The organism is Meiothermus luteus, assembly GCF_003574085.1.
GTDB classification, from domain to species: domain Bacteria; phylum Deinococcota; class Deinococci; order Deinococcales; family Thermaceae; genus Meiothermus; species Meiothermus luteus.
Genome location: NZ_QWKZ01000089.1, coordinates 1 through 11,089, shown reverse-complemented (window position 1 = coordinate 11,089; position 11,089 = coordinate 1). Strand labels below are relative to the sequence as shown.

At 66.0% G+C, this 11,089-nt stretch carries 12 protein-coding genes and 1 pseudogene; 4 read left to right on the top strand and 9 right to left on the bottom strand.

Features of this window, described 5'->3' with window-relative positions; genetic code table 11:
• A pseudogene (locus tag Mlute_RS11860) lies at positions 1-323 on the bottom strand (hypothetical protein); the annotation flags it as partial.
• Between the two features lie 80 nt (positions 324-403).
• On the opposite strand from Mlute_RS11860, the gene Mlute_RS11855 reads away from it, so the two are divergent.
• Both Mlute_RS11855 and Mlute_RS11850 read left to right on the top strand, forming a co-directional pair.
• On the top strand, positions 404-1,084 hold the full coding sequence (locus Mlute_RS11855; RefSeq protein WP_119360842.1) for a glycerophosphodiester phosphodiesterase: 681 nt from the start codon (positions 404-406) through the stop codon (positions 1,082-1,084).
• 40 nt (positions 1,085-1,124) lie between these two features.
• Positions 1,125-1,319 (top strand): hypothetical protein, encoded by a 195-nt coding sequence (locus Mlute_RS11850; RefSeq protein ID WP_119360841.1) that lies wholly within the window; start codon positions 1,125-1,127, stop codon positions 1,317-1,319.
• Positions 1,320-1,323: 4 nt separating this feature from the next.
• Here the strand turns inward: Mlute_RS11850 and Mlute_RS11845 are convergent, their stop codons facing one another.
• Entirely contained in the window at positions 1,324-2,343 is a 1,020-nt protein-coding gene (locus Mlute_RS11845; RefSeq protein ID WP_119360840.1) for a threonine aldolase family protein, read from the bottom strand.
• Positions 2,344-2,375: 32 nt separating this feature from the next.
• Between Mlute_RS11845 and Mlute_RS11840 the strand changes: the two genes are divergently transcribed.
• Positions 2,376-3,971, top strand: a complete 1,596-nt coding sequence (locus tag Mlute_RS11840; RefSeq protein WP_119360839.1) for an acyl-CoA dehydrogenase family protein — start codon at positions 2,376-2,378, stop codon at positions 3,969-3,971.
• Between the two features lie 12 nt (positions 3,972-3,983).
• Here Mlute_RS11840 and Mlute_RS11835 read toward each other — a convergent pair whose 3' ends face one another.
• From Mlute_RS11835 to dcd, 7 genes are all read right to left on the bottom strand, one after another.
• On the bottom strand, positions 3,984-5,489 hold the full coding sequence (locus Mlute_RS11835) for a tripartite tricarboxylate transporter permease (protein WP_119360838.1): 1,506 nt from the start codon (positions 5,487-5,489) through the stop codon (positions 3,984-3,986).
• Between the two features lie 3 nt (positions 5,490-5,492).
• Positions 5,493-5,924: a tripartite tricarboxylate transporter TctB family protein gene (locus Mlute_RS11830; protein WP_119360837.1), complete on the bottom strand. Its 432-nt coding sequence runs from the start codon at positions 5,922-5,924 to the stop codon at positions 5,493-5,495.
• Positions 5,925-5,996: 72 nt separating this feature from the next.
• Positions 5,997-6,962 carry a Bug family tripartite tricarboxylate transporter substrate binding protein gene (locus Mlute_RS11825; protein ID WP_119360836.1) on the bottom strand — a complete coding sequence of 322 codons (966 nt, stop codon included), beginning with the start codon at positions 6,960-6,962 and terminating at the stop codon, positions 5,997-5,999.
• Between the two features lie 65 nt (positions 6,963-7,027).
• Positions 7,028-7,684, bottom strand: coding sequence for a GntR family transcriptional regulator (locus Mlute_RS11820; RefSeq protein ID WP_245958953.1), 657 nt, complete (start codon positions 7,682-7,684; stop codon positions 7,028-7,030).
• 37 nt (positions 7,685-7,721) lie between these two features.
• Positions 7,722-8,834: an ATP phosphoribosyltransferase regulatory subunit gene (locus tag Mlute_RS11815; protein WP_119360835.1), complete on the bottom strand. Its 1,113-nt coding sequence runs from the start codon at positions 8,832-8,834 to the stop codon at positions 7,722-7,724.
• 11 nt (positions 8,835-8,845) lie between these two features.
• A complete protein-coding gene (locus Mlute_RS11810; protein WP_245958954.1) occupies positions 8,846-9,394 on the bottom strand; it encodes a peptidylprolyl isomerase in 549 nt (182 codons plus the stop codon).
• A 198-nt stretch (positions 9,395-9,592) separates the two neighbouring features.
• A complete protein-coding gene (gene dcd / locus Mlute_RS11805; protein ID WP_119360833.1) occupies positions 9,593-10,138 on the bottom strand; it encodes a dCTP deaminase in 546 nt (181 codons plus the stop codon).
• 90 nt (positions 10,139-10,228) lie between these two features.
• Between dcd and Mlute_RS11800 the strand changes: the two genes are divergently transcribed.
• A partial coding sequence (locus Mlute_RS11800) for a putative Ig domain-containing protein (protein ID WP_220452079.1) occupies positions 10,229-11,089 on the top strand: 861 nt, incomplete at its 3' end.

Here is an 11,089-nt window from a genome sequence, read left to right as displayed (position 1 = left end):
GGTTCAAGGGGCTGGGTGGGCTCGGCTTTGGCCTTTAGGACCTGGTTTCTCAAGGATTCCAGGAAGATACGAAGCTCTTCTTTTTGGAAGAGAAAGGATGAAAAGCTCATCAACAGGCCTTCGCCCCCCATCACGTCTATGTTGCCGGTTTGTTTGTTCGTGCTGATGCGCTTGATTTGGGAAAGGCGCGCGCTTTGGGTGGAGGTCTCGTCTATGTAGAAGAGCTCCCGGCTCGAGAAGGCCAGAAGCCCTCCAGGAGCCTCTAGACGGGCAACAATTTCAGCTTGGGTTAGCCTGGCGAGGCGATCGTCGTATTTGCCCATGTTTTGAGTCTACACCAATCCGCAGTGTGGCCTGCGCTTTTTCGCGTAGAATGGGCAGAGCCTGTTGTTAGGAGGAGAAGGTGCTGTTCTCAAAACCGCTTTTGCTTGGGCACCGCGGCTCACCCAAGGAGGCTCGGGAGAACACCCTCGAGGCCTTCCGCCTGGCCCTAGAAGCGGGGCTGGACGGCCTGGAGCTGGACCTTCACCGCACCCGCGATGGGGTTTTAGCGGTGTGCCACGACTTTGAGTTTGCGGGGCGGCCCTTGGTGGAGTGGGGGTGGCTCGAGCTCAGGCAGGCAGCCCCCTGGATGCCCCGGCTCGAGGAGGTCTTTGAGCTGGCCGAGGGGTACCCGGGGGCTTGGCTCAACCTAGAGCTAAAGAGCCAACCCGGGAGCTCCGATGGGCGGGAGGAGGCCCTGGCTCAGGCGTTGAGGGAGTGGGGGGGGCGTGGGCGGACCTGGGTGAGCAGCTTTGACCCTCTGGCCCTCATTCGGCTTCGCCGGCTGGGGGTTGGGGTTCCGCTGGCCCTCCTGTACCACCTGCCGGAGATGGAGGCGCTCCTGCCCTGCCTGCCGGTGCAGGGCGTTCACCCCCATCACGGCCTGCTTAGCCCAGAAAAGGTGGAGGGGCTAAAGGCTCGGGGTTTTTTCGTGGTGGCTTGGACGGTCAACCAGGCCCAGACGGCGCGCGAGCTGCTGGCCTGGGGGGTGGACGGGGTGATCGGTGACCTGCCTTTGGAGCTTCTGGCTGCCCGGGGCTGAATAAAGGCAGGCTGGGCTGGGGCTGAGGTAGGCTGTGGCCATGCAAGGGGTGTTCATTCGGCTGATCGTTGCCGCTGACCCGGATGTTTTCCAGGAGCGGCTCAACCGGTTCATTGAGGGATTGCCTGAGGAGGCTATCTTGGTGGACATAAAGTTTTCTACCAGCAGCAGCGGGAACCAGACCACCTATGCGGCCTTGGTGCAATACAAGACCGTGGAGGAGTGGAAGGAGTAGGGGCCTAGGCCAGTTGGAGGGCCTGCTCTACCCGCTCTAGCGCCAGCGGGATGTCCTCGTCTAAAAGGTCGCGGTGGGTCACAAAGCGCACCCGGCCCGGCCCCATGGCGTTGGCCAGCACCCCCAGTTCGCGCAGCCGCTGGACAAAAGCAGGGGCCTGGGGCACCCGGGCGTAGACCATGTTGGTCTGCACGGCCTGGAGGTCTACCTCGAGGTTCAGCCGCAGCAACCCCTCGGCCAAGGCGCGGGCCATCTGGTGGTCGCGGGGGAGGTGCTTGGGGCCCTCGGTGAGGGCTAGGAGGCCCGCCGCGGCCAGCACCCCAGCTTGGCGCATCCCACCCCCTAAGAGCTTGCGGTAGCGCCAGGCCTCGGCCCGCAGGGCCTGGGGCATGAGGAGCAGGGAGCCCACCGGGGCCCCCAGCCCCTTGGAGAGGCAGATGGAAACGGTGGTGAAGCCCCGGGCCAGCTCGGATGGGGGCCGGCCTTGGGCCACCGCCGCGTTGAAGAGCCGGGCCCCGTCCAGGTGGATGGGCAGGCCGGCCTCCCGGGCCACCTGCTGGATGGCCCGCTGCGCCTCCAGCGGCACCACCGTGCCCCCGGCGGTGTTGTGGGTGTTCTCCAGGGCGATGAGCCCGGTGGGGGCCTGGTGCGCCGAGGTGTGGATGGCCCAGCGCACCGCCTCGGGGTCGGGCACCCCGTAGGGGGCCTCCACCAGCCGGATGGTGCCGCCCGCGAGCACCGCCAGCGAGCCCGGCTCGTACTCGTAGATGTGGGCGCCTTCGGGGGCAATCACCTCCTGGCCGCGCTTGAGGTGCAGCATCAAGGCCACCTGGTTGGTCATGGTGCCGCTGGGCATGAACAGGGCCGTCTCGAAGCCCAGCATCTCGGCGGCCAAGGCCTCGAGCCGGTTTACGGTGGGGTCTTCGCCGTAGACATCGTCGCCTACCTCGGCCTCGGCCATGGCCTTGCGCATGGCGGGGGTGGGCTGGGTCACGGTGTCGGAACGTAGGTCAACGACGCGCATAGGCCCTATACTACTGCTGAAAGAAGGCCCTTATGGAATACCAGTCCTACGCCTATGGCAAGAACCACTGGGCTTTGGAGCCCGATCTGCCGGCCCTTTTCTCCCGCTACTGGAAGGGCTGGGGGGCGCACCGGGGCGAGCTCGAGCGCTTCGGGGCCCTGGCCGGGGGGGCAGCCTACCGCCTGGCCGACCACGTGGACAAAGAGGCTCGGCCGGTGCTGGTGATGCACGACCTAAACGGCAACCGCATAGACCGGGTGCGGCTTTCGCCCGCCCAGGAAACGCTGAACCGGGAGCTTGCGGCCATCAACCGGGCCCCCTACCAAGGAGGAAGCTGGCACCTGCACTTTGCCCTGGGCTACTTGCTGGCTGACCCCGGCCTCTACTGCATCCAGACCATCACCAACGCTACCGTCTACGCCATCCACAAGTACGCTCCGCAGCTTGCCGGCTGGAAGGAGGAGCTCTTAGCCGGTCGGGCCTTCGGGGCCACCTGGATGACCGAGGTGCAGGGGGGCTCCGACCTGGGGGCCAACCGGGTGCGGGCGGTGCCCGAGGGGGCGGTCTGGCGGCTTTACGGCGACAAGTACTTCTCCAGCGGGGCCGGCCTCACCGACTATGCCCTGGTCTCGGCCCGGCCCGAGGGGGCCCCGGCGGGCCCCAAAGGCGTGGCCTTGTTTTTGGTGCCCCGCCTGGACAGCAGAGGTGGGCTCAACTACCGGGTGCGCCGGCTCAAGGACAAGCTGGCCACCCGCGCGGTGCCCTCGGGCGAGGTGGAGTTTGAGGGCAGCGAGGCCCACCTGGTGGGCCGGGCCGAGGAGGGGATTTACTACATCCTGGAGACCCTTACCCTCTCCCGCCTGGCCAACGCCGCCGGGGCCATGGGCCTAGCCCGCAAGGCCCAGCTCGAGGCCCTCTTCCGTACCGAGGCCCGGGTGGCCTTTGGCCAGCGGCTGCAGGAACACCCCCTCATCCGGCGCGACCTGACCGACCTGGCGGTGCGCATTGCCGGCGGCCTGGCCCTCACCTTCCGGGCGGTGGCGGCCTGGGACGAGGCCTGGCTCCTGACCCCGCCCTACACCCCCCGCTACCACTACGCCCGGCTGCTGGCCCACCTGGCCAAGGCCCGCACCGCCGAGCACGGTACCTACTGCACCCAGCTTGCGATGGAGCTTTTCGGCGGGGTGGGCTTTGTGGAGGACTTCGCCATCGCCCGCCTGGCCCGCGAGGCCCTGATTACCCCCATCTGGGAGGGCCCGGCCAACGTGCAGGCCCTGGACACCCTCGAGGTGCTCTTCCGCAAGGGAGCCGCCGAGCCCTTTGAGGCCGAGTTTGGGCGGATGCTCGAGGCCGCCGGCACCGAGGAGGCCCGCCTGGCCCATTCGCGCCTGCAAAAGACCCTGGCCCACCTGCAAAGCCTGGCCCCAGAGGAGGCCCAGTGGCAGGCCAAGGAAGCCCTGCGCACCCTGGCCGACGCCGCTGCCGTGGCCCTCATGTACGACCTGGGCACCGAGCGCCACGCCAGGCTGGCGGCCCTCTATACGCGGCACTTTTTGGCGAGGGAAGAGTACCCCACCTGGGCCCTGGGGGAGAGGAGCATTTGGGGTTTGGCACAGGTCCTTGCCTGAAGGGGCCAAACCCTACACCTCCTCGTTTCCCAACCCCCTTTTGCCTATGCGGGCTATGATCAGAGGGCTGAGCAACGAGAGCCCAGCCAGGAGCCAGAGAGCAATGGCGATGGGGCTGCTGAAAAGATAGCCTATGTCCCCGTTGCTGATGGTCATGGCCCGGCGTAGGTTGATTTCCATCAGGTAGCCGAGCACCAGCCCTAGCAGGACCGGGGCCAGGGGGAAGTCCAGCTTCCGCATCAGGTAGCCCACCAACCCGAAGACCGCCATCAGGAGGAGGTCAAAAGGGTTGTTGTTGACCGCGTAGACCCCGATGAGGCTGATGGCCAGCACGGCCGGGATTAAAAACCAGGCGGGCACCGACAAAAGCCGCACGAAAAGGCCCACCAGCGGCAGGTTTAGGAGCAGCAGGACTGCGTTGCCCACGTACATAGAGGCGATTAGCCCCCAGACCACCTGGGGGTGGGTCTGGAACATCTGCGGCCCCGGGGTGACCCCCAGGCTCATTAAGGCCCCCAGCATGATGGCGGTGGTGCCACTTCCGGGAAGACCGAGGGTGAGAAGGGGGATCAGGGCTCCGCCCGCTGCCGCGTTGTTGGCCGACTCAGGGGCGGCTACCCCCCGCAGGTCCCCCTCGCCCAGGCGGGCCTTGGGGCCTAGGAGCCGCTTCTCAGTGGTGTAGGCCACAAAGCTGGCGATGGAGGCCCCTGCGCCTGGTAGGATGCCGATCAGAAAACCTATCACGCTGCTGCGCAGGATGGTGCCCAGCGAGGACAGGAAGTCCCGCAGCGAGAGGTAGATGCGCCCCACTTGGGCTTGCACAGCCCCTGGGGCCTTCTCCTCCAGGAACACCAGCACCTCGCTGACCGCAAAGAGGCCGATGGCCACCACCAGGAAGTCCATCCCGTCCTCGAGCTGCATTACCCCAAAGGTGTAGCGGGCTATTCCGGATTGGGGGTCCTGGCCCACGGTGGCCAGCATCAACCCGAAGCCAGTAGCGGCCAGGGCCTTGAAGAGGTTTTTCCCCGCCAGGGCCGAGAGGGTGGAGAAGCCAAAGACCATCAGGGCAAAGTATTCGGCAGGCCCGAAGCGGATGGCCCATTGGGCCAGCAGCGGCCCTAGGGTCATGAGCCCCAGCACCGAGAGCGTGCCGGCAATGAACGAGCCCCAAGCCGCCATCGCTAGGGCCGGGCCGGCTTTGCCCTGTTTGGCCAGCTTGTGGCCGTCTATGGCGGTGACCACCGAGGAGGTTTCGCCGGGGATGTTGAGCAGGATGCTGGTGGTGGAGCCCCCGTACATGGCCCCGTAGTAGATTCCGGCCAGCAGGATTAGGGCCGACTCAGGGGGGAGCTTTAGGGCGAAGGTGAGCGGTACCAGGAGGGCCACCCCGCTGATGGGGCCGATGCCGGGCAGGACCCCGATGAGGGTGCCCACCAAGCAACCTAGAAGGACCAGAAGAAGGTTCACCGGGGCCAGCGCGACCCCAAAGCCATTGAGCAGGGCTTGTAGGATGTCCATAGGTCAACCGAAGATGCGCCCCGCGGGCAGGCCGACGCCCAGGGCCTTGGTGAAGAGGAAATATACCCCTAGGCTGAAGGCCAAAGCGCTCAGAAACCCTGTCCTTAGCCGGGCACCGAAGAGCCGGGAGAGGAGGGTCATCTCGAGGGTGGTCGCGAGCACAAAGCCCAGGGGAACCACCAGGTAGGCGTAGGCCACCAGGCTCAGGAGGACCAGCCCCAGCACCGGCCAGAAGCGGCGGGGAGGCCAGGCGGGCTCGGGGTCGGGCCTGGCGATAAGCCACAGGGAGGAAAGACCCACAAGAACCGCGATGATGTAGGGGAAAGGCCGGGGGCCCAAGGGGTCGGTGAAGAAGCTCACTTCCATCCGGGCTGCCTCGAGGGCGTACCCAATGGCCAGCAGGAGGAGCACAAGGCCCACAATGCGGTCGGTCATAGGCGTACCCCAGGTTGCAGCCGGTGGCCAAAGGCAGGTTGCGGGGCCTTGACCACCGGCTGCGGGGAGGGTTTATCGGATGATGCCCAGCTCCCGGGAGAGGCTGCGGAACTGGTTGACCTGTCGGTCTATGAAGACCTGAAACTCAGCCCCTAGCATGGAGAACTTTCCTAGGGCGTTCTGTTCCCGCACCCGGGCCCATTCCGGGCTGCGCTCCACCTGCCGCAGGGCCCGCACCCAGAACTCGTAGGCCTCGGTGGGCATGTTCTTGGGGGCGTAGAAGCCCCGCCAGACCACCCACTCCACGTTGTAGCCGAGCTCCCTTAGGGTGGGGATGTTGGCGTAAACCCCCTCCAGGCGGCGGGGGGCCATCACCCCAAGGACCCGCACCGTACCTGCTTGAACCTGGGCCCGAAGCTCCGAGGCGTCCCCCGCAAAGACCTGGATGAAGCCCCCTAAGAGCGAGGTCAGGGCCTCGCCACCCCCATCAAAGGGCACGTACTTGATGTTCCGGGGCTCAATTCCCGCCGCACGGCCCAGCAGGAGCACCTTCATGTGGTCCTGGCCCCCCACTGCGCTGCCCCCACCCACAGCAATCTTGGCTGGGTCGGCCTTCCATGAGGCCACCAGCTCCTGCATCGTGCGCCAAGGCGCATCGGCCTTGACCGCCACCAGGCCAAAATCAGCGGCGATGGCGCCCAGCCAGCGCACGTCTCGCTCGGTGAAGCGGCTGTACTGCCCCTGGGCCAGCCGCACCGTGGTGGCCGGGCTGGCCGCCACGATTAGGTTGGGGTCGTTGTTCCGCTGGGTGACCACGTTGGCGTAGGCCACCCCGCCTCCGCCGCCGGTCACGTTGGTGACCTTCATGGGCTGGGGGATAAGCTTTAGGTCGAGCATTACCTGGGCCACGCTGCGGCAGGTGAAGTCCCATCCGCCTCCGGCACCTGCCGGGGCGATGCACTCGGGGTTACGGGGGGTAAACTGGGCCAGCCCGCTTCCCGCAAGTGCCACCAATAATGCTGTAATCAGCCATCTCATCAGACCACCTCCGGACTGCTGGTAGGCTCTTAGGTGCCTAGATTCTACTCATCCCCTCACGTTCGTCAAGTGCGGGCCAGCAGGGCGGAGCCCTCCAGGCTTCGCAACAGGGCCAGGCGGGAGCGCTCGAGGTGCTGGCGCATAAAGGCCGCGGCCTCCTCTCCCTTGCCTTGCTGGACCAGCTCAATTAGGGCCAGGTGGTCGCTCTGCGCTGCCTCGGCCCCGTGAGGGCGGGTAATCTCCAGGTAGCGGGCCCGGTAGATGCGTCCTAAGACCTGGGCCAGCGAGGCCACCACAAAGCGGTTTCCGGTAAGGCGGGCCAGGGCCAGGTGGAAGTCGGTGGCCTTTTCTAGCTCCACCTCGGGGTCAAGGTCGGCCTCCAAGGAGGCCAGGAGTTCCTTGAGCTCGCGAGCGTTGGGCCTGCGGCTTGCGGCTACCCGCACCACCTGGGTCTCCAGCCAGGTGCGGAACTCAAAGGCCTCCTCGAGCTCAGACAAGTCCAGCGGGGCCACCACGAAGACCCGGCCCGAGCGGGCTGCCAGCCCCTCACGGGCGAGCTGCTGCAGGGCCGCGCGGATGGGGGTGCGGGAGACCCCCAGCCGCTCCTCCAGCTTGCGCTCCACCAGGGGTTCTCCTGGCCGAAGCTCCAGCGAAAGGATCATGCGCCTGAGGCGGCGGTAAGCTTCCTCGGTTTGGGGTGCCAGCATAGGCTTGGGGGTCATGCTACCCTCTTTGGTATACCGAAAGCAAGGGAGGGGGCTAGGCGGGGGTGAGTTCCTCCAATCTTCCCTCCAAGGCCAGCCAGCGGATGCCCCGCTGTTGAGCATAGGCCCGGAGTTCCCCTAGGTCGCTTGTCCAGGCTAGTTCCACCCGCAGCCCCTCCTGGCGCAGTTTGCGGGCCAAGGCTCTGTCCAGGGCCAGCGCCTGGGGAGGGTTTTCCGAGGTGGGGAGGCGCAGGGCCTCCATTACCCTCTCCAGCCCCAGTGCAAAGCCCGCCGCGTAGGGAAGGAGGGCCCCATCGTAGCGCCCCCCGCCCAGCAAGGGAAGGCCAAAATCAGGGGTGTAGGCCTGGAAGTTGAGGCCGGTGTAGAAGCCGAGCAGCCGGGCCCGGCCCAAGTCCAGGAGCAGGGGCACCTCGGGCAGGAGGTTCAGCACCGCCTCGAGCCAATCTAGATCGGCTTGGGCTTTGCTGGACAGGGGCAGTCTGCGGGCCTCCTCCAGCACCTCACGCCCCCCGTACAGGTCGGGCAGGGCCAGGAGGGTCCGGCCTGGCTCGGGGTGGACCCCGTAGGCCTCCAGCAGGGCGCTCAGCTCAGGGGTGTTCTTGCGGTGGATGGCCTGGCGCAACCGCTCCTTTTTGTCCTCGGGAAGCCCCGTGGCCTCCAGGAGGTCCCGCACCAGGGCGGGCAGCCCCACCTCAATTCTGGCCTCGGGGAAGCCCACCTGCTTCAAGCACTCCCAGGCCAGCTCGAGCACCTCCGCGTCGGCCTGGGGGCTGCTCACCCCTACCAGCTCGGCCCCCACCTGGCGGAACTCGCGGCTCCTACCTAGCTCCGCGGCCGCCTCGCGCAACCAGAGCGTCCCGGCGTACTGCAGGCGCAGCGGGCGGTTCGTAGGAGGCCCCCCGTTGCTCCGCAGAAGGCCGGCCACCGCAGTGGTGAACTCTGCCCGCAGCGCCAACACCTCCCCGGTTTTGTCCACCAGCTTGAAGGCCCGCTCGGCCAGGGGGTGGCTGGGATCGTAAAACTCCAGCGCGGGCAGCTCCACAGGCTCGTACCCCCAGGCGAACAGGAGGCGAAAAAGCCCTTCCTCCATCTCCCGGCGCAGCCGGGCCTCGGGGGGCAAAAAGTAGCGGGTGCCTTCGGGAATCATCAGAGAGGGTTTCAGCGCTCCTTGGCGAAAATCCTCACCGAGAGAATCCGGTCCCGCTCCCCTCCAGCCCCGGGCCCTTCAGTGGGGGCGATGCGCTCCACCACCTCCATACCCTCCACCACCTGGCCGAAGATGGTGTACTGCTGGTTCAGGTTAGGGGTGGGGGCGTAGGTGATGAAGAACTGGCTCCCGTTGGAGTTGGGGTCCATGGTGCGGGCCATTCCCACAACGCCCTTCCTGTCGTAGTTGAGCCTGGGGGTTACCTCGAGGCCGAACCGGTAGCCGGGGCCGCCCATGCCCGTGCCGGTGGGGTCGCCGGTCTGGGCCACGAAGCCCGGAATCACCCGGTGGAACAGGACGCCTTCAAAGTAGCGGTGCAGGGCTAGGAAGACGAAGGAGTTGACCGTGGTGGGGGCCTCCTGCTCGTAGAGGTCTATGCCAAAGCGGCCTTTGGTGGTCTCAATCTCGGCGTAGTAGTCAAATTTCTCTGGGTCTATGACCTGCTCGGGTTTGGCAAACTGGGTGATGGGCCTGTCGGATTTGTAGGGTAAGGCTTCCATGCTTCCTCCGAAACCGCGGTCCGACCTGCCCCTCCCCTGCCATAGGAAAAACCCCGCCAAGGCCAGGGCTAAAAGGACGGCGATGGTCAGAGCGATGCGCATCCCGACCAGTCTACTGGGCTGGGTCCGGCCGCGCCAGGCCCCGCCGGAGCGGGTTTTCCCCTGAAAAGCCCTTGGGGTAGGGCTTCCCTAGGGGGCTCATATTTTAGGGAGGGTGATGCCCCGCTGGCCCTGGTACTTGCCCCTGCGGTCGCGGTAGGTCACCTCGGGGCGCTCGCCCTCGAAGAACACGAGCTGCACCACCCCTTCCCCGGCGTACATCTTGGCCGGCAGGGGGGTGGTGTTGGAGAACTCCAGGGTCACGTGCCCTTCCCAGCCGGGCTCGAGGGGCGTGATGTTGGCCACGATGCCCACCCGCGCGTAGGTGCTTTTGCCGATGGCGATGGCCATTACGTTTTCGGGCATGCGGATGTACTCCATGCTGCGGGCCAGCACGAAGGAGTTGGGGGGGATGATGACCTCGTCGCCTTCGTAGTCCACGAAGCTCTTGGGGTCTAGGCCTTTGGGGTCGGCGATGGTGTGGAAGACGTTGGCAAAGATTTTCCACTCCCGCGCCGCCCGCAGGTCGTAGCCGAAGCTTGATAGACCGTAGCTGATCACCCCCTCCCGCACCAACCGCTCCTCAAAGGGCTCAATCATCCCCTGCCGGGCTTTCTCGCGAATCCACCAGTCGGGCTTAATCATGCCCCTTAATTTACGTGAAGAACAGCGTTATTTGGGGTGCATGAGCGTTTCCTCACCCCAATTTTTCATCCCAGGTCCTAAACTTAGGCCATGCGCCTATGGGCTTGGGGAATGCTCCTGTTGTTGCTTTCGGCCTGTGGGTCCGACAGCCAGAACAACCAGACCCGCCAGCCCCTTCGCCTTACCGTACGTTTTGAGACCGGCTACGTGGACGAGCCCTACAGCGTCACCCTGACCGCCGATGGAGGGGTGCGGCCCTACAGGTTTACCCTAGAGGGCAACCTGCCCAAGGGGCTCACCTACAGCGGTGGGCGCGTGAGCGGAACGCCCCAGGAGAAGGGCAGCTTTGAGCTCATCGTGAGCGTGGAGGACGCCAACCTTTCCAGCCGCACCCAGAAGGTCACCCTGGTCATCGGGGATACTCCGCCGCCCAAGCTCGAGCAGGTCTTCCCCCTCTCAGAGGTTGCCGACCCCTTCCCCTACCTCTTCCGGGTGCGTGAGCGCGAGGCCCGCGGCTTTCAGGCCCAGATACCCCTGAAAGGCCTCAGGCTGTCCGCGGAGAGCTTCAAGGCGGACAGCGCCGTGCTGTACGTGCTGCGCTACGATGAGGCCCGCGGCCTGGTAGACATAGACGCGGCCTTCACCAGCCCGCGCAAGGATTTTGAGGCCTTCCGCTTTACTGCCCTTCCTGCCCCTGAGCAAAAGGTGCGCCCCGAGCTCAGCTTCCGGGAGATAAAGGTGGTCTTCTACGACAAAAATGGGAAGCCCGCAGGCAGCCCGGTGACCCTGGAACGCGTGCCCAGCCCGGGCCAGTACAAGTACAGCGACCTGGAAGCCATGGCCCGCAACTGGGGCCGCCGCCTGCCTGCTGCTCCCCAGGCCCCCACGGCCAGCCCACCCCAGGCCGAAGAGGGTTCTTCCCAGGCTGCTTCTCCCCCTCCCGGGGAAGAA

Bases quoted from the DNA above. Each gene is read 5' to 3' on its own strand.
- dcd (WP_119360833.1), bottom strand. From the start codon at position 10,138: ATGATTAAGCCCGACTGGTGGATTCGCGAGAAAGCCCGGCAGGGGATG.
- Mlute_RS11810 (WP_245958954.1), bottom strand. From the start codon at position 9,394: ATGGAAGCCTTACCCTACAAATCCGACAGGCCCATCACCCAGTTTGCC.
- Mlute_RS11825 (WP_119360836.1), bottom strand. From the start codon at position 6,962: ATGAGATGGCTGATTACAGCATTATTGGTGGCACTTGCGGGAAGCGGG.
- Mlute_RS11845 (WP_119360840.1), bottom strand. From the start codon at position 2,343: ATGCGCGTCGTTGACCTACGTTCCGACACCGTGACCCAGCCCACCCCC.
- Mlute_RS11840 (WP_119360839.1), top strand. From the start codon at position 2,376: ATGGAATACCAGTCCTACGCCTATGGCAAGAACCACTGGGCTTTGGAG.
- Mlute_RS11830 (WP_119360837.1), bottom strand. From the start codon at position 5,924: ATGACCGACCGCATTGTGGGCCTTGTGCTCCTCCTGCTGGCCATTGGG.
- Mlute_RS11835 (WP_119360838.1), bottom strand. From the start codon at position 5,489: ATGGACATCCTACAAGCCCTGCTCAATGGCTTTGGGGTCGCGCTGGCC.
- Mlute_RS11820 (WP_245958953.1), bottom strand. From the start codon at position 7,684: ATGACCCCCAAGCCTATGCTGGCACCCCAAACCGAGGAAGCTTACCGC.
- Mlute_RS11850 (WP_119360841.1), top strand. From the start codon at position 1,125: ATGCAAGGGGTGTTCATTCGGCTGATCGTTGCCGCTGACCCGGATGTT.
- Mlute_RS11815 (WP_119360835.1), bottom strand. From the start codon at position 8,834: ATGATTCCCGAAGGCACCCGCTACTTTTTGCCCCCCGAGGCCCGGCTG.